Below are 22,534 nucleotides of genomic sequence, written 5' to 3'. Positions count from 1 at the left end.
ACCCCTGGGGACTCGAAAAAAGTGAACGTTCACTATCTGTGGCGGGGCCTAAGATAGTGAACGTTCACACTCTGGGTCAAGGGTGCTTCCGCGTACGAGAGAGGGTCCGATGGCAACGTCCGACACACCGCAGCGACGGCCGACCATCAAGGAGGTCGCCCGCGTCGCGGGGGTCTCCCACCAGACGGTCTCGCGCTACCTCCGTTTCAACGGAGGGCTCAAGGAGTCGACCAGGGCCCGGGTCGACGCCGCGATCAGGGAGCTCGACTACCGGCCCAACCTCATCGCGCGGTCGATGCGCACACGGCGGACCGGGCGCCTGGCGATCCTGCTGCCCAGCGTGAGCTCCTTCAGTCCGGACCGGACGCTCGCCGGCGCCATCGCCGTCGCTCGCGCGGAGGGTTTCGTGGTCGAGGTCCTGAGCGTGGACGGCGGCCCCGGGGCCCGGGGCGAACGCACGCTCGAACTCGCCGGCTCGGGGCAGGTGGAGGGCGTCCTCTCCCTGGCTCCGCTCGCTCCCGGCGGTGACCGGGGACCAGGCGCGGGCGCCCCCGTCGTCGTCTCCGCCGACTTCGACGACGACATGCGCGGCATCGGCGGGCTCGCCGACGGTTCGGTCGTGGCCGACCTCGTCGAGGGCCTGGCCGGGGCCGGCCACCGACGCTTCCTCCACGTCTCGGGCTCCCCGGAGTTCGCCTCGGCCCGAGGGCGCAGGCAGACGTACGTGACCACGATCGAAAGCCTCGGCCTGGAGTCCCACGGCGTGGTCGAGGGGGACTGGTCGGCCGAGTCCGGCCGCGAGGCCGTGCGCTCCCTGCCGGAGGGAAGCGGCGTCACCGCCGTCATCGCGGCGAACGACGTGGTCGCCGCCGGTGTGGTGCGCGGGGCCCTCGACCGCGGCTGGAGCGTTCCGGGGGACCTCAGCGTGACGGGCTGGGACGACAATCCGGTGGGCGCGTACCTCTCACCGGCGCTCACGACGGTCGACGTCGACCGCGAACGGCTGGGCGGCGACGCCATGCGGCGCCTGGTCGCCGCGATCCGGGGCACCGTGCCGGAGGCCTCGGACGCACCGCTCAACAGGATCGTCTGGCGTGAGTCCACCGGACCGGCGCCGAGGCAGGGGTGAACGGCACAGCAGCGTTCCCGGACGCACCCGGCCTTGCCCCTCCCGGCCACCCAGATCTACTATCTGCGTATGGATGCAGCTAGTAGAAAATGCGGACTCGACGAGAACAGCCCCTACGTCGAGTACGCCGTGGAGATCCTCACCCTGCTGGCCGACGCCACCCGGGTCCGGATCATCCTCGCCCTGCGCGGAGGCGAGCTGTCCGTCAACGAGCTGGCCGACCGCCTCGCCAAGCCCGGCCCCTCGGTCTCCCAGCACCTGGCCAAGCTCCGCATGGGCCGGGTGGTGGCGTGCCGCCGGGAGGGCAACCGGATGTACTACAGCCTGGCCAACGAGCACGCCCGCCAGCTGGTGGCCGACGCCGTCCACCAGGCCGAACACGTCCTGGACGTGGAACCCGCCCACCACCGCGCCAACGTCGCGCCGCCGGCCGAACGCACACGGGGCGGTGACGTGTGACCGCCAACACCGCCCCGCCGGTCCCCGCCGAACGCGCCCAGCCGCCTCCCCCTTCCCTGGTAGCCACGGGGACGCGCCTCGGCGAGGTGCGCTGGGCCGCCGCCGCGCTGGCCCTGTTCCTGGCCGGGTGGGCCGCCCAGTTCCTGGGCGCACCCGCGTGGCTGTGGTGGGGCCTGTACCTGGCCTGCTACGCCACGGGAGGGTGGGAACCCGCCCTGTCCGGCCTGCGCGCCGCCCGGGAGCGGACCCTGGACGTGGACCTGCTGATGATCGTGGCCGCCGTCGCCGCCGCCTCCATCGGCCAGGTCTTCGACGGTGCCCTGCTCATCGTCATCTTCGCCACCTCCGGCGCGCTGGAGGCCGTGGTCACCCAGCGCACCGCCGACTCCGTCAGCGCCCTGCTCACCCTGGCCCCCGAACGGGCCGTGCGCCTGACCGCCGCCCCCGACGGCGAGCGCGAGGAGGACGTCGACACCACCGAGCTCCGGGTCGGCGACACGGTCCTGGTCCGGCCGGGCGAGCGCGTGGGCGCCGACGGCACCGTGGTCGAGGGCGTGAGCGAGGTGGACCGGCAGGCCATCACCGGGGAGTCGGTCCCCGTCCCGCGCGAGCCCGGCGACGAGGTGCTCTCGGGCACCATCAACGGCACCGGCGCGCTGCGGGTCCGGGTCGACCGGGAGGCGCGGGAGTCGGTGGTCGCGCGCATCGTGGCCCTGGTCGAGGAGGCCTCGGCCACCAAGGCCAGGACCCAGCTGTTCATCGAGAGGGTCGAGCAGCGCTACTCGGCCGCCGTCGTCGTGGCCACACTGCTCGTGCTGGGCGTCCCCCTGCTGCTGGGCCAGGGCTTCGAGGAGGCGCTGCTGCGCGCGATCGTGTTCATGATCGTGGCCTCGCCGTGCGCGGTGGTGCTCTCCACCATGCCGCCGCTGCTGGCCGCGATCGCCAACGCCGGACGCCACGGCGTCCTGGTCAAGTCCGCCACCGTCATGGAACAGATCGGGCGGACCCAGGCGGTGGCCTTCGACAAGACCGGCACCCTCACCCGGGGTGTCCCACGGGTGACCGCGGTGGCTCCCGAACCCGGGCACGGCGCCGACGAGGTGCTCCTCCTGGCCGCGGCGGTCGAGCGCTACAGCGAGCACCCGCTCGCGCGCGCCGTCCTGGCCGCGGCCGGGGAGCGGGGGCTGGACGCGTCCCGGGCCCGGACGGAGGACTTCGCCTCGCTGCCCGGCCTCGGGGTCCGCGCCACCGTCGACGGCCGCGGAGTGCGGGTCGAACGGGCCGCCGCCGACCCAGACGGACCGGTGGGCACCCGGGTCACCGTGACGGCGGACGGACGGGTGCTGGGCGGCATCACCCTGTCCGACGCCCCGCGCCCCGAGGCCCGCGGCGCCGTGGCCGCGGTGGACGCCCTCACCCCAGCGCCGGTACTGCTGCTGACCGGCGACAACGCGGCCACCGCCGCGCACGTGGCCGCCGCCACCGGTATCCCACGGGTACACGCCGACCTGCTGCCTCAGGACAAGTCCGCCCTGGTGCGGGATCTGGAACAGGGGGGAACTCGGGTGCTGCTGGTCGGCGACGGCGTCAACGACGCCCCCGCCATGGCCGCGGCCACCACCGGGGTGGCCATGGGCCGACGCGGCTCGGACCTGGCCCTGGACACCGCCGACGCCGTCATCGTCCGCGACGACCTGACGACCCTGCCCCGGCTGATCGCGCTGTCGCGGCGCGCCCGTCGGTTCGTGGTCGCCAACCTGTGCGTCGCGGCGGCGTTCATCGCCGTCCTGGTCACCTGGGACCTGGTCGCCACCCTTCCACTGGCCCTGGCCGTCGCGGGGCACGAGGGCTCCACCGTGGTCGTCGCCCTCAACGGTCTGCGGCTGCTGCGCGCCCGTGCCTGGACGCGGTGATCCCGGTCGCCGCCCCTCCCGGGCTCGGGCCGGTTCGGACCGGTCCGGTTCAGTCGGTGCGGGCCGGCACGGGCGGTGGGGCCCGTCCCCCGGCACGGCCCCAGCCGCGGCGGGGCGGACGGGACGCGGGTCGGTCCCGGGGACAGGGGACCGGAAGCACGAACTCGGAGGCTCCGTCACGACTGCCCTCCAGGTGAGCCGGGTACCGGGGGGAAGGAGCGCAGGGAAGGGCGTCGCCCGCGCCGTACCGCCGGGAGCACGTACGGGCCCCGGCGGCGCGGGGGCCTCCCGGCCTCCGCGTATCCGCGTATCCGCGTATCCGCGGAACGCACCTTCGCCGGACGAGAGGCAGGACATGGCTGACGAACGAACACCCTCCCCCAAGGTCGCGGTGGGCGTCGACGGATCGGAGTCGGCACGCCGCGCGCTGGAGTGGGCGGCCGCCGAGGCCGAGCACAGGGGGGTGCCACTGTACGTCGTGCACGCCCTGTCCATGCCGCTGGTGGCGTCGGTCCACACCACCCCCACCCGCTTCCATCCCTCGCGCGAGATCGCCGAGCAGGGCCGCCGTTTCCTGGACGAGTCCGCCGAGCACGCGCGTGAGCTGCGGCCCGGGGTGAGGGTGGAGACGGAACTGGCCCTGGAGGAGCCGTCGCTGGCGCTGATGCTCCGCACCGGACGGAGGGACATGGTGGTCGTGGGCTCGCGCGGGCTGGGCTCGGTGCGCGCGGCGCTGGCGGGTTCGTCCGGGGTACGGCTGGCCGCCAGGGCGGAGTGCCCGGTGGTGGTCGTCCCCCACCACCGGGAACGCTCCATCCCGCACCCGGGGCCGGAGCGGATCGTGGTCGGCGTGGACGGCTCGGTGGACTCCCGGAACGCCCTGGACTTCGCGATGCACCGGGCCGCGACGCACGAGGGCTCCTCGGTCGTGGTGGTGCACAGCTGGGACGTTCCGCTGCCCTTCGACACCGGGTCCCTGACCGCCTCGGGGTGGGCCCCGCCCGACGACCTGCTGGAGCGCCACTCCGAGGAACTGGTGTCCGGGGTCCTGGCCGAGGTCGTGGACGACGCCACCGAGGGTGTGGACGTCAGCGCCGTGCGCACCCGGCACGCCCCGGTGGAGGCGCTGGTGGAGGCGGGCGCCGAGGCCGACCTGATCGTCATCGGCTCGCGGGGCAGGGGCGGCGTCCGCGGCATGTTGCTGGGCTCGGTCAGCCAGGGCGTCCTGCACGGCGCCACGGTGCCCGTCGCGGTACTGCCCAGGCACGCGGAGGCGGCCAACTGACCACTGGCGCCCGTGCCCGCCGGGATCAGCGCGGGGAGGCGTTCCTCCCGGCGGGAGCGATCTCGGCGATGAGCCCCTCGACGCGCTTCCTGATCTCGTCGCGGATGGGTCGGACCGCCTCCACGCCCTGTCCGGCGGGGTCGGTCAGGGTCCAGTCGAGGTAGCGCTTGCCGGGGAAGACGGGGCAGGTGTCGCCACAGCCCATGGTGACGCACACGTCGGAGGCCTCGACGGCCTCGACGGTGAGGATCTTGGGGTTCTGGTCGGTGATGTCGATGCCGACCTCGGCCATGGCCTCGACCACGGCGGGGTTGAGCGCGTCGGCGGGCGCGGACCCGGCGGAGCGGACCTCGACACGCTCCCCGGCCAGGTGGGCGAGCCAGGCGGCGGCCATCTGGGAACGGCCCGCGTTGTGGACGCACACGAACAGGACGGACGGCTTGTCGATGCTGGTCATGTCTACTCTTCTCGGATGCGGTGGTGGTGGCGGTCGGGACGGCCGACAGGTCAGGGGCTCACCGACATGCGCGTCGATCCCGTCGCGGATCGCGCGCGGACCGGCCGCTCGGAGCACCGTGGGGTCGGTGGTGGGCCGTTCACTTCGTATCAGCCGATGATGATGCGATAGTATCACCGCATGCTGATGTCAGTCGATGCTGATGCGATCAAGGCGGTGGCCGACCCGCTCAGACTGCGGATCGTGACCCTGCTCGCCCGCGAGACCCTGTGTACGACGCACCTGATGAACGAGACCGGTGCGCGCCAGACCAACCTGTCCAACCACCTGCGCATCCTGCGCGAGGCCGGGGTGGTGGAGACCGAGCCCTGCGGCCGTTTCACCTACTACCGGCTGCGCCCCGAAGCCCTGGAGTCGCTGTCCGGGGCACTCGCCGAACTGGCCCGGACCGCCCGCTCCACCTGCGCCCACGAGAACCGGAGGCCCTGCTGATGGCCGCGACCAACGAGAGGGCCGACGTCGCCGACTCCTCCGTCGTGGCGAAGCTGTCCACGCTGGACCGGTTCCTGGCGGTGTGGATCCTGCTCGCCATGGCCGTCGGCCTGGGCCTGGGGCGCCTGGTCCCCGGCCTGAACGAGGTCCTGGCAGCGCTGGAGGTCGGCGGGATCTCCCTGCCCATCGCCCTGGGCCTGCTGGTGATGATGTACCCGGTGCTGGCCAAGGTCCGCTACGACCGGCTGGACACCGTCACCCGCGACCGGCGGCTGCTGGTCTCCTCGCTGGTGGTCAACTGGCTCGTGGGCCCGGCGGTGATGTTCGCGCTGGCCTGGATCTTCCTGGCCGACCTGCCCGAGTACCGCACCGGACTCATCATCGTCGGCCTGGCCCGGTGCATCGCCATGGTCATCATCTGGAACGACCTGGCCTGCGGCGACCGTGAGGCCGCGGCCGTGCTCGTCGCACTGAACTCGGTCTTCCAGGTACTGGTCTTCGGACTGCTGGGCTGGTTCTACCTGGACCTGCTGCCCGGGTGGCTGGGCCTGGATACCGGCGGCCTGGACGCCTCCCCCTGGCTGATCGCCCTCAACGTGGTGATCTTCCTCGGCGTCCCGCTCCTCGCGGGGTTCGCCACCCGCACGCTCGGTGAGCGCCGTATGGGACGGGAGCGCTACGAGTCGGCGTTCCTGCCCCGGATCGGCCCGTGGGCGCTGTACGGGCTCCTGTTCACCATCGTGCTGCTGTTCGCGCTGCAGGGCGGCACGATCACCAGCCAGCCCCTGGACGTGGTACGTATCGCCGTCCCGCTGCTGGCCTACTTCGTCATCATGTGGTTCGGCACGTTCGCGTTCGGCAAGGCGATCGGGCTGGGCTACGGCCGCACCGCCACGCTGGCCTTCACCGCGGCGGGCAACAACTTCGAACTGGCCATCGCGGTGGCCATCGCCACCTTCGGGGTCACCTCCGGCCAGGCGCTGGCCGGGGTCGTGGGACCGCTGATCGAGGTGCCGGTGCTGGTGGGGCTGGTGTACGTGTCCCTGGCCTGGCGCAGGAGGTTCGCACCCGCACCGCGGTAGCGGCGGCGGTCGGGGCCCGCACGTGGTTCGGTGCGCGCGGGCCCGCGACGGCCGCGGGAATCGGAGTGAGGGCACGCGCGCACGCGCGCACGACGACGGGGAGAGCGGTGGAGACGAACGGCGCGGAGCACGTACACGACGTGGTGGTCGTCGGCGGCGGACAGGCCGGGCTGGCCGCCGGGTACTTCCTGCGGCGGGCCGGTCTGGACTTCGCCATCCTGGACGCGCGCGAGGAGCCCGGCGGCTCCTGGACGGAGTACTGGCACTCGCTGCGGCTGTTCTCCCCCGCCGGGCACAGCATGCTGCCGGGCTGGTGGATGCCCGCCGAGGAGGGCCGCGACTACCCCAGCGCACGGCACGTGGCCTGGTACCTGGCCGAGTACGAGCATCGCTACGGCCTGCCCGTGCGCCGCCCGGTCCACGTGGAACGGGTCGAGCGGGCGGACGGAGCGCTGCGGGTCCTCGCGCGGGAGGGAACGTGGCGGGCCCGGTACGTCGTCAGCGCCACCGGCACCTGGCTCGCGCCCCACGTGCCCGACGTCGCGGGACGGGAGGAGTTCGCGGGCGGGCAACCGCACACCGTCGACTACCGGGGCCCGGAGGAGTTCGCCGGGCAGCGGGTCGTCGTCGTGGGCGGCGGCAACTCCGCGGCGCAGATCCTCGCCGAACTCTCCCAGGTCGCCGAGACCACCTGGGTCACCCTTCGCCCGCCCCGGTTCCTGCCCGACGACGTGGACGGCCGCGCCCTGTTCGACATCGCCGCCCGGAGCCAGCGGGCCGGAGGAGACGGCGGCCGACCGGTGGAGGGCATCGGCGACCTGGGCGACATCGTGGTGGTGCCGAGCGTACGGGAGGCCCGCGAACGCGGCGCGCTCAAGGCCGAGCCGATGTTCGAGCGGCTCACCCGCACCGGGGTGGCCTGGGCGGACGGCACCGCCCTGGAGTGCGACGCGGTCCTGTGGTGCACGGGATTCCGGCCGGTCCTGGACCACCTCGCCCCCCTGGGACTGCGGGACGGCCGGGGCCGGATCGCCCTGGAGGGCACCCGCGCGGTGGCCGAGCCCCGCCTGTTCCTGCTGGGCTACGGCGACTGGACCGGACCCGCCTCGGCCACCCTCATCGGGGCCGGGCGCGCGGCCAAGGCCACGGTCGCCGAGGTCACCGGCGCCCTCGCGCAGGAGGGGTAGGGCGTCGGAGCCGCGGGTGCCGCCGCTCGGCGCCAGGTCAGGGCGCGGTGGGCCACCGGCGGCCCCGGGGCAGGATCCGCCGCAGCACGTGACGCGCGTCCCGGCCGACCCCGCGCAGGGTGGCCGAGGAGAAACTGCGCTGAAACTCCAGCCCCACGTACCCCAGCCCCGGAACGGTGGTGGAGACTCCGCCCCTGTGCTGCGGGCGCCCGCGCTCGTCCAGCGCCCCGGTGGGGGCCAGGGGGTCCAGGGCGGGCCGGTAGCCGGTGGCGAGCAGGACGGTGTCCACCCTCTCCACCGTGCCGTCGGCCCAGGTGGCCTTGTCGCCCTCCAGTCGGACGAACATCTCCCGCCGGTCGGGGTTGCCCGAGGCGAACGCCGTCCGGTAGCGGCCGTCGTCGCTGACCAGGGTCGGCCCCTTCTCCCACACCCGGCGCAGCGGGGCGGCGTCCAGACCGCTGCGCACGAACCACCAGTGGATGTCCCGGCCCAGGGGCCGCTGGTTCGCCCAGGCCACCGGCGACCGGGTGGCCAGGCTGACCCGGGCCGCCCCGGAGAGTTCGGCGGCGATCTGCACCCCGGAGTTGCCGCCCCCGACCACCACGACGCGCTGCCCCGCGAAGGGTGCGGGGGAACGGTACTCGGCGGCGTGCCGCACGGTACCGGTGAAGTCCTCCAGTCCCGGCAGGACCGGGCGGTGCGGGCGGGCGAAGCCGCCGGTGGCGGCGACCACCGCCGGGGCACGCACCCGGGACCCGTCGTCCGTGGTGAGAAGGAGGCCCTCCTCCGAGCGCTCGACCCGTTCCACCCGCCGGCCGCGGCGGATGTCGGCGTCCAGGTGGTCGGCGTAGTCGCGCAGGTAGTCCGTGATCTCCTCGCGTGACGGGTAGCGGTCCGGGTCGCCGGGCAGAGGCCGTCCGGGGAGGGCGGAGAAGCGCGCGGGGGAGAACAGCGTCAGGCCGTCGTAGTAGTGCGGCCACGAGCCGCCCACGTGGTCGGCGGCCTCCAGTAGCAGGGGGCTCACCCCGCGGCGGTTGGCGGCGTGGGCCGTGGCCAGGCCGGCCTGTCCGGCTCCGATGACCACCAGGGGCGCGTGTTCCATGGTCGAGCTCCTTCGTCGGTACGGGGAGGGGGTCCGTGCCGTCCCAACGTGGCGGCACGGTGGTGTGCGGTCGGATCAGGGCGGGGCCGGGAGCGGGCGGGGACCGCTGGCCAGCGCGGTCGCGGCGCCCGCGGCCGCCAGGGCTCCCAGCACGGTGAACGCCGCCGGGTAGCCGCCCAGGGGCCCGGCCAGGGCAGCGCCGAAGAGCCACAGGTCGCGTGCCGACGCCAGTACCGCCAGCGAGGGGACAGCGACCAGGGCGGCGGACGCCATGACCGGTCGTGGACCGCGGTGGTGCAGCCACCGCCCCACCGCGACCGTGCCCAGGCCGGCCATGACCTGGGAGGCCGAGAACAGCGCGGTGACCGTGGTCAGGGACCAGCCGGTGTCGGAGGAGATGGCCGGGGACAGGACCGGAAAGGCGTAGAACAGCACTCCGTAACTGGTGGTGACGGTGACGCACAGGGTCACCAGCCCCCGGTGTGTCCGCGCGGCGGTCAGAACCCGCGCGGGCACGCCGGACACGCCGGAGGCGCCGGAGGTCACGCGTGTCACGCCACCGGAGCCGACCGGCCCAGGTCGACCGTCTGCGGGGCGGGACCGCAGCAGCCGCCCTGTGCCTGGACCTCCTCCGGGGTGTCGGGCTCGTCGAACAGGCCCGCGCCGCCGCACACCCCCGTGTCGGGCAGGGTCAGCTCCACCCGGGCCGCGCCCTCCCGGTCACCGGCCAGATGGGCGGCGATACTGCGCACCTGCTCGTACCCGGTCAGGGTGAGGAAGGTGGGGGCACGCCCGTAGGACTTCATCCCCGCCAGGAAGAACCCCTCCTCCGGGTGCGCCAACTCCTCGGCCCCGTGGGGGTAGACGGTGCCGCAGGAGTGCACGTTGGGGTCGATGAGCGGGGCCAGTCCCACCGGTGCCTGCAGCGTGGTGTCCAACCCCAGCCGGATCTCCGACAGCGGGGACAGGTCGGGACGGAACCCGGTCAGCACCACGGCCTCCCCCACCGGTTCCAGCGCGCGGCCGCCCTCGTCCACCAGCACCAGGCGCCCGTCCCGCTCCGATCGGACCTCGGCGGTACGGAATCCCGTGACCACCCGGATGTGCCCGGCCTCCACGGCCTTCCTCGCGCGCTGTCCCAGGGCGCCGCGCGCGGCGAGCTGGTCGTCCGCGCCCCCGCCGAAGGCGTCGCCGACCTCCCCGCGCCGCAGCACCCACACCGCACGGGTGCCGGGCTCCTGCTCGGCCAGCGCGGCCAGGGAGACCAGGGCGGTCAGCGCCGAGTGGCCCCGGCCCACGACCGCCGTGGTACGGCCCGCGTGACGGGCACGCGCCCCGGGGTCTGCCAGGTCGGGAACGCGGTAGGAGAGGTGCTCGGTCACCGCCGCCTCGCCCAGCGCGGGCAGGCCGTCACCGCCCGCCGGGTTGGGCGATCCCCAGGTCCCGGAGGCGTCCACGACCGCGCGGGCCAGGATCCGCTCCTCGCCGTGGTCGGTGCGCACCCGGACGGTGAAGGGCTGCTCCTGCCGTCCGGCGTCGACCACCCGGTCCCGGCCCAGGCGGCTGACACCGGTGACCTCGGCGCCGAAGCGCACCCTCTCCCCCAGGACGTCGGCGAGCGGGGCCAGGTAGTCCTCGGCCCACTCCCGGCCGGTCGGATAGCCCTCGTCGGCGGGGCGCCGCCAGCCGGCGGCGGTGAGCAGCTTCTCCGCCGCGGGGTCGACCAGGTCGCGCCACATGGAGAACAGGCGTACGTGCCCCCACTCGCGCACCGCCGCTCCGGCACCGTCGCCCTTCTCCAGGACCAGGACGGGCAATCCGCGCTCGGTCAGCTCCGCCGCCGCGGCGAGCCCCACCGGACCGGCACCGATCACCACGACCGTACGCTCCTCGACCATGACACGCCCTTTCATCGACTGGTGTCTATGAAGAGAACCATATAGACACCGATCGATGAACGCAACATCGACTTTCATCGATATAGATCATCACCGATAATGGGGGTATGACCGTGACGAGCTCCGCCCCAGCACCCGCATCCGAGACGCTCCCCGCACAGGACGCCGAGACCTACGCGGCGTGGTTCGCCTGCCTGGCCGAACCGATGCGCGTACGCCTGCTGCACACCGTCGCCGCCCACCCGGGGTCGATCAGCGTGGGCGAACTCGCCCGCGCGGTGGACATCCGCCAGCCGACCGTCTCCCACCACCTGCGCAAGCTCGCCGAGGTCGGCTTCGTGACCATGACCCGGGCGGGCACCTCCACCCGCGTGGCCATCAACCCGACCTGCTGCACGGGCCTGCCGCACGCCGCCGACGCCGTCATGGGCATGCTCAACGCCCGCCCCTGCTGCCCCACCGACCTGCCCGCAGACGTCACCACCCGGGCCATGGCCGACGCCGACCTGGAGCGGGTGCGCGACATCTACGCCCAGGGCATCGCCACCGGGAACGCCACCTTCGAGACCGAGGTCCCCGGCGTGGACGCCCTCAGGGACGGGTGGGCCGACGGCCACCGCTGGGTCGCCGAGGCCGGGGGAAGGGTGGTCGGATGGGCCGCCGCCTCGCCCGTCTCCGCCCGCGGGGCCTACTCCGGGGTCGCCGAGACCTCCGTCTACGTCGCCGAGGGCGCACGGGGCCGGGGCGTGGGCAAGGCGCTGCTGTACCGGCAGGTCACCGAGGCCGACCACGCCGGGCTGTGGACCCTGCAGACCTCGGTCCTCCCCGAGAACCGCGCCGGCCTGGCCCTGCACCACCAGGCCGGTTTCCGCACCGTCGGCGTGCGCGAGCGCATCGCCCGGCACCACGGTGTCTGGCGGGACACGGTCCTGCTGGAGCGGCGGCGCCCGGAGGGGGAGGAGTGCTCCGCCGCCGCCTGCGGCTGCGCTCCCCAGGACGCCCCACAGCCCTGACCGGAGGCGACCGGTCCAGCGTGAACGGGGCGGCGGTCATCAGCGTCAGCGCCACAGCCAGGACCAGGGCCCGAAGGCCGCCACCCTCAGCTGGGGCGGCTGGGCACATCGGGCCAGGCCGCGCAGCCTCCGGTCCGCGACGGCGCTGAACCGGACCAGGACGCGCGGGGCACGTGAGGGCGCCGGCGCCCTGCCGATATCGGCGCTCACGCCCCGCCGTTCCCCTCCGGCCGGAACCGGTAGCCCAGGCCGGGCTCGGTGAGGAAGTAGCGCGGATGCGGCGGATCCGGCTCCAGACGCTGGCGGATCTTGGTCATGAACACCCGCAGGTAGTTGGTCTCACGCCCGTAGGAGGGGCCCCACACCTCGTTGAGCAGGTACTTGTGGGTGACCAGGCGGTCGGGGTCGCGTGCCAGGACCTCCACGATGTGCCACTGCCGCGGCGTCAGCCGCACCGGGGCGCCGTCCTTGACGACCTGTTTGGCGGCCAGGTCGATCGTGAAGTCCGCGGTGACCACCGGCTCCTCGTACTCGGGCGCCGTGGAGCGGCGCATGGCCGCACGCACCCGGGCGAACAGCTCGTCCATGCCGAAGGGCTTGATCACGTAGTCGTCCGCGCCCATGTCCAGCGCCTCGACCTTCATCGCCTCGGTGTCGCGCCCCGAGAGCACGACCACCGGCACGTCCGTCCATCCGCGCAGCCCCCGCAGGACCTCCAGGCCGTCCATCCCGGGCAGCCCCAGGTCGAGCAGGAGCAGGTCGGGGCGGTAACGGGCGACGAGCCTGAGCGCGTGCTCCCCGGTGTCGGCCAGGTAGGCGGTGTAGCCGCGGGCGCGCAGGTTCACCTCCAGCGTCCTGAGGATGAGGGGGTCGTCGTCGACGACCAGGACAGCCGGCGCCCCGCCGCCCTTGTCCGTGCCGGTCTCCGTGTCCATGCTGGTCCGTTCCTGCCCGTCCGGATTCCCCGGCCCCGGATGGGGCCTGTTCACGATGGTAGGAGCGCAGCACCGGAGCCTTCCGACGACGCGTGCGCCGGATCGGCTCCGGGGCGGCGCCGTCGGCGCGGGCAAGCGCGACGACGCTCTCTTGGCATCGGCGGAGCGGGAATCAGCGCCCCGTTAGCAGTCGAATGTTCGGAACCGCCCTCGCGGCCGGGGAGGATGGGGCGGGAAGGAGGTACACGATGACACGCGGCCACCTGCGCGTCTACCTGGGCGCGGCGCCCGGTGTGGGCAAGACCTACCGGATGCTGGACGAGGCGCACAGGCGCCGCGACCGCGGCGCCGACGTGGTGATCGGTTTCGTGGAGAGCCATGGCAGGACGCTGACGCAGGCCATGGTCGACGACCTGGATGTCGTTCCGCGCGCGGTGCTCACCTGCCGGGGGGAGCGGTTCGAGGAGATGGACCTGGACGCGGTGCTCGCCCGGCGCCCGCGGGTCGTGCTCGTGGACGAACTCGCGCACGACAACGCCCCGGGAGCGCGCAACGCCAAGCGCTGGCAGGACATCGAGGTCCTGTTGGAGGCGGGCATCACGGTGCTGTCGACGCTCAACGTCCAGCACCTGGAGTCCCTCAACGACGTCATCGAACAGATCACCGGAGTCCGCCAGCACGAGACCGTGCCCGACGCCTGGGTCCGCGAGGCCGACCAGGTCGAACTCGTGGACATGACACCCGAGGCGCTGCGGCGCCGACTGGCGCACGGGAACGTCTACGGCCTGGACAGGGTCGACGCCGCGCTGGGACGGCACTTCCGGATCGGTACGCTGACCGCCCTGCGCGAACTGGCACTGCTGTGGCTGGCCGGACGCGTGGACGACGAACTGGAGCGGTACCGTACCGAGCACGCGACGGCCTCGGAGTGGCACCCCCGCGAACGCGTGGTCGTGGCCCTGACCGGCGGTCCCGGCGGAGAGGCGCTCATCCGCAGGGCCGCCCGTATCGCGGGCCGCAGCCGGGGCGCCGACCTGCTGGCCGTGCACGTGTCCCTGGGCAACAGCCCGGTGGGCGCGGACCCCGCGCTGCTCGCCAGGCAGAGGATGCTGGTGGAGGATCTGGGCGGCACCTACCACCAGGTCCTGGGCGAGGACGTTCCCAGCGCGCTGATCGCCTTCGCCCGGGGTGTCAACGCCACCCAGCTGGTGGTGGGCGCCAGCAGGCGCGGCAGACTCGCCAACCTGCTGCGGCCGGGGGTCGGGGTGACCACCACGACCCTGTCCGGGCCGATCGACGTCCACCTGGTCACCCACGAGGAGGCGAACAGGCCACAGCGCCGCCCCAGGGCGGGGTCGGTCTCACGGCGCCGCAGGATCGCGGGGTACGCGCTGGTGGTCACCGCGCTGGCACTGCTGGCGCTGGGAACCGGCCTGCCCCGGGGCGAGGACTACCTCAGCAACGGGATCCTGCTGGTCTTGGCGACGGTGACGGTGGCGGCGCTGGTCGGCGGGCTGTGGCCCGCGCTGGTGGCGGCCTTCAGCGGGTCCGTGCTGCTGAACCTCTTCTTCACCGAGCCCTACCAGACCCTGTTCGTGAGTCACCCGCGCAACGTGCTCGCCCTGGTGGTGTTCGTGTTCGTGGCCGTGGCGGTGAGCGTCGTGGTCGACCAGGCGGCGCGGCGCACGCGGGAGGCGGCGCAGGCCAGCGCCGAGGCCCAGACGCTGGCCACCATGGCCGGGAGCGTGCTACGCGGTTCACGACCCCTGAAGGCGCTGCTGGAGCGGTTGCGCGAGACCTTCTCCCTGGAGTCGGTGGCCCTGCTGGAGCGCAGGCCCGGCATCTCCGCGCGCCCCGACAGCCGCCAGGACCCCGACACCTGGGAGGTGGTCGCCTCCGTCGGGGAACGGCCGTGCGAGGCCCCGGGCGAGAGCGACGCGGACGTTCCCGTGGACGAGTCGCTGAGCCTGGTGCTGCACGGGCGCCGGCCCCGCGCGGGCGACCGGCGCATCATCGAGGCGTTCGCCGCGCAGGCCGCCGTGGCCCTGCGCCAGGAGAGGCTGGCCAGGGAGGCGGCCACGGCCGGTCCTCTGGCGGAGGCGGACCGGATGCGCACCGCGCTGCTCGCCGCGGTCAGCCACGACCTGCGGGCTCCCCTGGCCTCGGCCAAGGCGTCGGTGACCAGCCTGCGCAGCCGGGAGGTGCGCTTCAGCGAGGAGGTCCAGGCCGAACTGCTGGCCACGGCGGACGAGTCCCTGGACCGGTTGTCCCGACTGGTGACGGACCTGTTGGACATGAGCCGGCTGCAGGCGGGTGTGCTGGGTGTGACGGTCACGGACCTGTCGCTGAGGGAGTCGGTGTTCTCGGCCCTGGACGAACTCGGCGGGCAGGGATGCGGGGTGCGGGTCCGGGCCCCCGAGGAGCTGCCCCCGGTCGTGGCCGATCCGGGCCTGCTGGACCGGGTGCTGGTGAACGTGCTGGGCAACGCGCTGCGCTTCAGCCCGCCAGACCGGCCGCCGACGGTCACCGCGTCCTGGACGGGCGAGCAGGTGGAACTCGTGGTCGCCGACCACGGCCCCGGGGTCCCCGAACAGGAGCGCGAACGCATGTTCGTCCCCTTCCAGCGGCTCGGGGACACCGACAACGAGAGCGGTCTGGGGCTGGGGTTGGCCCTCTCGCGCGGGCTGTTGGAGGCCATGGGCGGCTCGCTGGAACCGGAGACGACCCCGGGAGGCGGGCTGACCCTGCGTCTGGCCCTGCCCGCGGCGCAGACCCCCTCCCGGTGACGCAACGCGTGGCGGCGCGCTCCCACCGCCGGGGAACGGGCCGGGCCGACCGGCCGCGACCTGTCCGACTGGGCGGAGGGGCCGTCCGGTCAGCCCGGCAGGTCGAGGATCTCCCCTCCGGAGAGCCCGGGCCCCAGGGCGACGCCGCCGGGGCCTGCGCCGCCCCGCTGCGCGGCCAGCGGCTGACCGAGGATGCGCTGGCCCGCGCCCTGACCCGCGCGGTCCGGGACGCGGGCACCGTGGAGCGGGCCCGCGTCCTGGGCGGGCGGGTACGCGCCGAGGGCGGTGCCCACGCGGCCGTCCGCCTGCTGGAGCAGGTGGCCGGCCGGCGGGGCACCGCCTGATGCACGACACGTGCGGCGCGCGCCGGGTACGCCTCGAAGGTCAGCGCCGGCGGGACTCCAGGGCCTCGATGACCCGTGGGCGCAGTTCCGCGGCGCGGATGACGGCGTCGACGGAGCCGACCTCGACCGCGCGCCGGATGTCGTGCACACGGTCGAACTCCGTGGCCACCTCGCCGAGCTTCTCCACACGAACCGACGAGCGCAGCTCGTCCAGCTCCGCGGTCAACGCGGCGCGGTCCGTGCCGGAGGCGGCGGCGACACGGGCCTCCAGGTCCCGCACGCGCGGGTCGGCCGCGGTACGGGCGTTGACGTCGCCGGAGAAGACCACCGCGGCGGCGGGGGCGCCGCCGAGCACCGAGGCGAACGAGCCCTCCAGCGCGAGCACGGTCATGTTCGGGTTCAGCGCCTTCGAGAACACCACGAACGCGCCGCCGTGGTAGCGCGAGATCACGCAGAACACGATGGGCCCGCGGAAGTTCACGATCGCGCGGCCGATCTCGGCGCCGTACTCCAGCTGCAGCCTGCGCATCGACTCCGGTGAGCCGTCGAAGCCCGACAGGTTCGCCAGCACCACCAGCGGCCGGTTGCCGCTGGCCGCGTTGATCGCCCGCGCGGCCTTCTTCGACGACCGCGGGAACAGCGTGCCCGCGGTGTAGGTGTCCGGGCCGTCGGTGGGCGGGAAACCGCGCCGCTGCACCGACCGCGACTCGATGCCGAGCAGGCACACCGGTGCGCCGCCGAGATGCACGTCCTGCACCACCGCGGTCTCCGCGTCGGCCATGCCCGCCCAGCGCTCCAGCACCGGGTGGTCCTGGTCGGAGAGCGCCCGCATCACGGTCCGGATGTCGAAGGGCTTCTTGCGGTCCGGGTTGGCCTCGGCGGAGAAGATCTCGCCGACGGTGGCGAAGTCGCTGCCCTCCACGGTGTGCGGGAAGTCGGAGACGTCGCGGTCGACGGGGTCGTTCGTCTCCGCCAGCCGCGGCACCTCCTCGCCCGGTGCGACGTAGGTGTGGTCGTAGTGCGACATCAGCACGTCCCGCGCGGCGGTCAGGTTCGGCGCCCAGTACTGCGCCTGCCCGTTCGGGCCCATCACCCGGTCGTAGCCGCCGATGCCGAAGTTGTCCTCGGCCGACACGCCGCCGGAGAAGTCGAGCGACTGCTTGCCCGTGAGCACCATCGCCGAGTCCGGCGTCATCACCAGGATGCCCTTGGTGTGCATGAGCATCGTCGCCTCGGCGTTCCAGTACGGCTGCGCGCCGACGTTGATGCCCGCGACCACGATGTTGATCTCGCCGCCGTCCTGGGTGAACTCCACGATCCGCTTGAGCACCGCGGCCACCCAGTCCATGTTCTCGGTGCCCGACTCCATGGAGATCCGGGCTCCGGCGGAGAGCGCGTACCACTCCAGCGGCACCCGCGTCCGCTCGGCCAGGTCCAGCGCCGCGATCACGCGGCGGCACTCCGGCTCCGACAGCGCGCCGAGCGACTTCGTCGGGTCGCCGAGCAGTACCACCCTGGTGACGCCCTGGGGGTGCCGCGGGGTCGGCGTGGTGACCACGCCCGCGACGATCGCCGCGGTGTTGCGCCCCCTGGGCCGGTCGACCGGCACCAGTGCGTGGTCGTCGTCGAGGTCGTGCTCGACGAAGTCGCCGAGCAGGCCGGTCAGCTCGTAGGGGTACACCGTGTTGCGGCTGCTCGCGCGCAGCACCTTCTGCCGGTAGTCGTCGACGGGCTCGATCGGCTCGTCCGACGGCTCGCTGACGGTCAGCTCAGTGCCGCCGGCGGCGTCGAAGGAGATGCGCACGGCGACCTTGGACAGCTCGCCGGTCACACGGTCGCGCTGTCGCGCGATGAACAGGATCTCCTCCAGACCGGCGCCCGCGGTCGTCGGCAGCACGCGCCCGCCGAGCATCTCCAGCTCCGCGCGGGTGATGTCGATCGGCGGCCAGACGTAGACCACGATCCGGTTGGTGTTGAAGCGCTTCCTCGACGTCCGCTGCGCCTGCGCGCGGCGGATCGAGTCGAGGCAGGCGGCGATGGTGTTCTCGGCCGTCGGCAGCGCGACCAGCCTGCCGTCGTGCTCGCGCAGCTCGGTCAGGTCGCGCACCTGCGCGAACGCCACGAGGCGGTCGTCCGAGGGGTTCTCCCGCGCCACGCACTGGAAGAGGTAGACCTCCTCGTCCGCGGACGGCAGCCGGGTCAGGTCGAACTCGCTCAACCGCTCCAGCTGCATGCGCTGGGCGATGTAGGGGTGCAGGCCGCGGATCAGCCGGTCCTCGGCCATCCCGGCGCCCGACGGGCGGAACGTGAAGTGGTGGTGCATCACCGCGCCGCCCCTGCCCGCGACGGTGGTGGTGATCCGGCGGACCCGGTCGGGCAGCGGGTACACGCTGAGGGCCTCGTGCAGGGCGGCCGCCATCGCGTCGGAGTCCTCCGGCTGCTTCTCCCAGGCGAGGTAGATGTCGGCGTCGACCGCCTCCTCGCCGTTGGCCAGTTCCGCGAGCCCGCGCAGCGCGCTGCCCAGCGCGTCGAAGCCCACCGCGGAGGAGGCCACGCGTGAGCCCTCGCGTTCGGCGACCACGAACGTGCAGTCCGCGACCTCGCTGGTGTGGACACTGGTGAGGCCCTTGTTGCCGTAGTAGCGCCGGGTCAGCACCTCCAGCATGACCGCGTTGTCCAGGTCGTCGCGGACGAGCCGCTGGCCGAGCAGCCGGACCAGCGGCTCGGTGCTGCGCACCATCTCGGCGACGCGCTCGGCGCGGTCCGGCGCGTCCGGGTGCGCGTCCAGGTGGCGCAGGTGCTTGCGGACTCCGGCGTAGACGCGGGCGCGGTTGCGGCGCAGCAGCGGCTGTCCGAACCAGGCGAACACCACGCCGCGCGCGAGGTCGGCGACCACGGGGAAGCGGACCTGCGTCGCGGCCACCAGCCGCTCCAGCGCGAGGCCGACGGGCTCGCGCAGCGCCTCGTCCGGCGGCGGCTCCCGCAGCCACGTGCGCAGCAGCGTCGTGACGACCGTGACGTCGGCGGACACGCGCTGCTGGGCGAGGAAGATCCGGAACACCGCGGCTTCGAGCTCGGGGGACCGCTCCAGCTCGGTGACCCCGTAGTGCCCGAGCACCCTGGCGAGCTTGGCCTGGAAGGACGCCGGCAGCCCGGCCCGCTCCACGTCGAGGCTCTGCAGGTAGGTGTGGAAGTACTCACGGGGGCTGTGCACGTGGTTGTCGCCGTCGCCGTCCTCACCCGCGAGCCGGTTGCGGCTCAGCTCGGCGAGGTCGGTGAGCACGTCGACGAGTTCCAGCTCCTCGGCCAGCGGCCGGTGGCCGCCACGGGCGACCGCCCGGCGCGCGGCGAGGTAGTCGTCGAGCACCCGGCGTTCGTCGTGCGGGTCGACGTCGAAGCCCAGCAGCAGGCTGCGCAGGTCCTGCCGGCCGCGTGTGAGCCGCTCCCGCGCCGGAGCCTCCTCGGACGCGGCCGGCAGGTCCAGCTCGACTGACCCGGTGGCCGAGGAGCCCTCGGCCTCGGCGTCCTCGGCCAACGGCTCCAGCCGCAGCAGCGGGGCACCGGTCTCCACCTGGCTGCCCACGGACACGACGCATTCCCTCAGCCGTGCCCTGAACGGCGCCCGCAGCACCGTCTCCATCTTCATGCTCTCCAGCACCAGCACCGGCGCGTCCGCCTCGACCTCGGCGCCGACCTCCAGCGGCGTGGCGACGACGAGCGCGGGCGCGGGCGAGCGGACGACGCCGCCCTCGTCCCGGCTGACCCGGTGCGTCACGCCGTCCACCTCGACCAGGTGGATCGGCCCGTGCGTGTCGGTGAGCAGGCGGTACCGGGTGCCGTTGACGACGATCCGCCCGGTGTACCGGTCGAAGCGGTTGAGCTCGACGTCGGCGGTACGGACGTCCGCACCCGCCTCGACGCCCACCCGGAACCGGTGCGCGCCGATCCGCGCGACGCGCACGCGGTAGCCGACTCCACGCAGCTTCAGGTCCAGCGGACGACCGCTCTCGTGCTGCACCTGCGGGCGTCCGCCGAACGCCGTCGACAGCAGCCGCTGCCGCTCGACGCGCTCCTCCTCCTCGTAGGCCTCGATGGCGGCGGCCGCCAGCGCGACGGCGGAGTGCCGGTGCGAGACGAGCCCGCCCTCGCCGCGGACGCGGTCGATCCAGCCGGTGTCCGCGCTGGCGTCGATCACCTCGGGCTGGTCGAGCAGGTCGAGTACGAAGCTCTTGTTCGTCGCGCCGCCCTCGATGACCACGGTGGTCCGCGCCATCGCCCGGCGCAGCCTGCCGAGCGCCTCCCCGCGGTCACGGCCGTAGGCGATGATCTTCGCGATCATCGAGTCGAAGTCGGCGGGGATGGTGTCGCCCTCGCTGACACCGGTGTCCACGCGGATACCCGGTCCGGCGGGCAGGTCCAGCCGCACGATACGGCCCGGGGAGGGCGCGAAGTCGCGGTCGGGGTCCTCGGCGTTCAGCCGGGCCTCGACGGCGTGCCCGCGCTCCACCGGCCGCTCGCCCTCGAGACTGCCGCCGGACGCCACGTGCAGCTGAGCCTTGACCAGGTCGAGTCCGGTGGTGGACTCGGTGATCGGGTGCTCGACCTGCAGACGGGTGTTGACCTCCAGGAACGCGAACAGCTTCTCGCCGGGGTGGTAGAGGAACTCCACGGTCGCCGCGCCGCGGTAACCGACCGCGACGGCCAGCCTCTCGGCCGAGACCTTGAGCTCGTCCGCCTGTGCGGAGCTGAGCACCGGCGACGCCGATTCCTCGATGATCTTCTGGTTGCGCCGCTGCACCGAGCAGTCGCGGACGCCGAGCGCCCACGCGGTGCCCTCGCCGTCGGCGATCACCTGCACCTCGACGTGCCGGGCACCGGTGACCAGGCGCTCCAGGAACACGACGCCGCTGCCGAACGCCCGCGCGGCCTCCTGGCTGGTGCGCTCGTAGGCGTCGGCGAGCTCGGTCTCGTCCGTGACCACACGGATACCGCGCCCGCCGCCGCCCGCGGTCGCCTTCAGCATCAGCGGGTAGCCGATCTCGGCCGCCGCCGCCAGGGCGGCGTCCAGGGTCTCGACCGCGCCGCGGCTCCACGGCGCGACCGGCACGCCGACCTCCTCGGCGATCAGCTTGGAGCCGATCTTGTCGCCGAGCTTGCGCATGGCCTCGGCGCTCGGTCCGACGAAGGTGACGCCGATCCTCTCGCACAGCTCCGCGAACGCCGGGTCCTCCGCGACGAAGCCCCAGCCGACCCACGCGGCGTCGGCACCGGTCTCCACCAGCGCGCGCTCCAGCACCTTCAGGTCGAGGTACGGACGCGCGGACGCCGGACCGAGGTCGTGGGACAGGTCCGCTTCACGGACGAATGCGGCCGTGCGGTCGACGTCGGTGTGCAGAGCGACGGTCTCGATCCGTTCCCCGGTCTCCGCGGCTATGTCCCGTACAGCGTGGATGAGCCGCATGGCGGCCTCACCACGGTTGACGATGGCGATACGACTGAACAACCCGACCGAGCCTCCTGTAGACCAGCGATGTGCGAAACCGCGACACGACGGACACGGCACTGTCCAACCCTCTCGTCTCCTGGTCCGCAGCGCCATGTCGAAGACAACGCACTCTGGGCGGTCCCAGTTGTGGAGAACGACCAAAAGCCACCTGGTAACCGTCCCTGACCGGGCCGAGAAGGAAAGCGGCGTCACGCTTCCACCTCGGCTGTGGCGCGGAACGGGCCCGAGCCGACCAGCACGTACCGGAGACGGAGGAGAGGACCGGCCCTACACCGCGTGCAGGGAGCGCCAGGTCCGCCTCAAAAGTACCGCCGACGCCACGGCGGCCTCGCGCACGACCCCGCGCAACAGGGCGGCGCGCACCGGGTCCTGGCCCGACGTGGGCTCGTCCAGGAACAGCAGGTCGGGCCGGTTGACCAGGGCCCGGGCCAGGTTCAGGCGCATGCGCATCCCCTTGGACAGGTCGTCGACCCGCCGGTCGGCGGCGTCCGACAGGTCCACCCGGGCCAGGAGTTCGTCCGGCTCCTCGACCGGGCCCCGGTAGAGCGAGGCGAAGGCCGCCAGGTTCTCCCGTGCGGTGAGCCTGCCGAACGCCGCGGACAGCTCGAATCCGACCCCCACGCGCTCGAAGTAGTCCTGTCCCCACCGGCGCAGCGGGCGCCCCAGGACCCGCACCTCGCCCCCGTAGCGGCGCAGGAGGCGGGTCAGCACCCGCTGGGTCGTGGACTTCCCGGCTCCGCTCGGGCCGAGGAAGCCGAAGACCTCCCCCGGGACACCGAGAAGCTCATCCACTCGACGGCGGGCGCCCCACTTCCCGGGTAGCGCACCCTCAGATCCTCGACGGCGACGACCTGCTCGGCCATGGACCTCTTCTCCCGGGGGCGGGGCACGGCCTCGGCGGACCGGTGGGTCCGAGTCTTCCACCTCTCCGCACGGCGTGCCACGG

The 22,534-nt window shown here is 73.5% G+C and carries 17 protein-coding genes and 1 pseudogene; 10 read left to right on the top strand and 8 right to left on the bottom strand.

What is annotated here, in order from left to right:
• Positions 1–109: 109 nt before the first annotated feature.
• From FYX01_RS08960 to FYX01_RS08945, 4 genes are all read left to right on the top strand, one after another.
• The gene (locus FYX01_RS08960) at positions 110–1,129 is read left to right on the top strand and encodes a LacI family DNA-binding transcriptional regulator (protein WP_150239510.1); all 1,020 of its coding nucleotides are present in this window, start codon (positions 110–112) and stop codon (positions 1,127–1,129) included.
• 69 nt (positions 1,130–1,198) lie between these two features.
• Positions 1,199–1,588, top strand: a complete 390-nt coding sequence (locus FYX01_RS08955; protein WP_150239508.1) for an ArsR/SmtB family transcription factor — start codon at positions 1,199–1,201, stop codon at positions 1,586–1,588.
• Positions 1,585–3,501: a heavy metal translocating P-type ATPase gene (locus FYX01_RS08950; RefSeq protein ID WP_150239506.1), complete on the top strand. Its 1,917-nt coding sequence runs from the start codon at positions 1,585–1,587 to the stop codon at positions 3,499–3,501. Before FYX01_RS08955 ends, FYX01_RS08950 begins: the two co-directional genes overlap by 4 nt.
• A gap of 355 nt (positions 3,502–3,856) precedes the next feature.
• Positions 3,857–4,786, top strand: a complete 930-nt coding sequence (locus tag FYX01_RS08945) for a universal stress protein (protein WP_150239504.1) — start codon at positions 3,857–3,859, stop codon at positions 4,784–4,786.
• Positions 4,787–4,811: 25 nt separating this feature from the next.
• Here the strand turns inward: FYX01_RS08945 and FYX01_RS08940 are convergent, their stop codons facing one another.
• Entirely contained in the window at positions 4,812–5,243 is a 432-nt protein-coding gene (locus tag FYX01_RS08940) for an arsenate reductase ArsC (protein WP_150239502.1), read from the bottom strand.
• Between the two features lie 180 nt (positions 5,244–5,423).
• On the opposite strand from FYX01_RS08940, the gene FYX01_RS08935 reads away from it, so the two are divergent.
• From FYX01_RS08935 to FYX01_RS08925, 3 genes are all read left to right on the top strand, one after another.
• Positions 5,424–5,735, top strand: a complete 312-nt coding sequence (locus FYX01_RS08935; RefSeq protein ID WP_150239500.1) for an ArsR/SmtB family transcription factor — start codon at positions 5,424–5,426, stop codon at positions 5,733–5,735.
• Positions 5,735–6,817 (top strand): ACR3 family arsenite efflux transporter, encoded by a 1,083-nt coding sequence (arsB, locus tag FYX01_RS08930; protein ID WP_150239498.1) that lies wholly within the window; start codon positions 5,735–5,737, stop codon positions 6,815–6,817. The genes FYX01_RS08935 and arsB overlap by 1 nt, the downstream gene beginning before the upstream one ends.
• Positions 6,818–6,924: 107 nt before the next feature.
• A complete protein-coding gene (locus tag FYX01_RS08925; RefSeq protein WP_150239496.1) occupies positions 6,925–8,004 on the top strand; it encodes an ArsO family NAD(P)H-dependent flavin-containing monooxygenase in 1,080 nt (359 codons plus the stop codon).
• A gap of 37 nt (positions 8,005–8,041) precedes the next feature.
• On the opposite strand, the gene FYX01_RS08920 is transcribed toward FYX01_RS08925, so the two are convergent.
• The 3 genes from FYX01_RS08920 to FYX01_RS08910 form a co-directional block, all read right to left on the bottom strand.
• Positions 8,042–9,106, bottom strand: a complete 1,065-nt coding sequence (locus FYX01_RS08920; protein WP_150239494.1) for a flavin-containing monooxygenase — start codon at positions 9,104–9,106, stop codon at positions 8,042–8,044.
• Positions 9,107–9,181: 75 nt separating this feature from the next.
• Entirely contained in the window at positions 9,182–9,652 is a 471-nt protein-coding gene (locus FYX01_RS26075; protein WP_223830360.1) for an MFS transporter, read from the bottom strand.
• 5 nt (positions 9,653–9,657) lie between these two features.
• On the bottom strand, positions 9,658–11,004 hold the full coding sequence (locus tag FYX01_RS08910; RefSeq protein WP_150240044.1) for an FAD-dependent oxidoreductase: 1,347 nt from the start codon (positions 11,002–11,004) through the stop codon (positions 9,658–9,660).
• A gap of 107 nt (positions 11,005–11,111) precedes the next feature.
• Here FYX01_RS08910 and FYX01_RS08905 point away from each other — a divergent pair, with 107 nt between their 5' ends.
• Positions 11,112–12,017, top strand: a complete 906-nt coding sequence (locus tag FYX01_RS08905; protein WP_150239492.1) for a helix-turn-helix domain-containing GNAT family N-acetyltransferase — start codon at positions 11,112–11,114, stop codon at positions 12,015–12,017.
• A gap of 45 nt (positions 12,018–12,062) precedes the next feature.
• Here the strand turns inward: FYX01_RS08905 and FYX01_RS26070 are convergent, their stop codons facing one another.
• Together FYX01_RS26070 and FYX01_RS08900 are read right to left on the bottom strand one after the other, a co-directional pair.
• Positions 12,063–12,227 (bottom strand): hypothetical protein, encoded by a 165-nt coding sequence (locus tag FYX01_RS26070; protein WP_190394243.1) that lies wholly within the window; start codon positions 12,225–12,227, stop codon positions 12,063–12,065.
• Positions 12,224–12,952, bottom strand: coding sequence for a response regulator (locus FYX01_RS08900; RefSeq protein ID WP_150239490.1), 729 nt, complete (start codon positions 12,950–12,952; stop codon positions 12,224–12,226). Before FYX01_RS08900 ends, FYX01_RS26070 begins: the two co-directional genes overlap by 4 nt.
• Before the next feature lie 248 nt (positions 12,953–13,200).
• Here FYX01_RS08900 and FYX01_RS08895 point away from each other — a divergent pair, with 248 nt between their 5' ends.
• Both FYX01_RS08895 and FYX01_RS08890 read left to right on the top strand, forming a co-directional pair.
• On the top strand, positions 13,201–15,738 hold the full coding sequence (locus tag FYX01_RS08895) for a DUF4118 domain-containing protein (protein WP_150239488.1): 2,538 nt from the start codon (positions 13,201–13,203) through the stop codon (positions 15,736–15,738).
• Positions 15,735–16,082 carry a hypothetical protein gene (locus FYX01_RS08890; RefSeq protein ID WP_150239486.1) on the top strand — a complete coding sequence of 116 codons (348 nt, stop codon included), beginning with the start codon at positions 15,735–15,737 and terminating at the stop codon, positions 16,080–16,082. Before FYX01_RS08895 ends, FYX01_RS08890 begins: the two co-directional genes overlap by 4 nt.
• Before the next feature lie 40 nt (positions 16,083–16,122).
• Here FYX01_RS08890 and FYX01_RS08885 read toward each other — a convergent pair whose 3' ends face one another.
• Complete coding sequence (locus FYX01_RS08885; protein ID WP_150239484.1) at positions 16,123–21,585, bottom strand: ATP-binding protein; 5,463 nt, start codon at positions 21,583–21,585, stop codon at positions 16,123–16,125.
• A gap of 324 nt (positions 21,586–21,909) precedes the next feature.
• Positions 21,910–22,451 (bottom strand): annotated as a pseudogene (locus FYX01_RS08880) (ABC transporter ATP-binding protein); the annotation flags it as partial.
• Between the last annotated feature and the right edge of the window lie 83 nt (positions 22,452–22,534).

The organism is Nocardiopsis quinghaiensis (genome assembly GCF_008638365.1).
Taxonomy (GTDB): domain Bacteria; phylum Actinomycetota; class Actinomycetes; order Streptosporangiales; family Streptosporangiaceae; genus Nocardiopsis; species Nocardiopsis quinghaiensis.
Note: the sequence above shows the minus strand (reverse complement) of the source record. Positions and strands in the feature narration are given on the sequence as shown.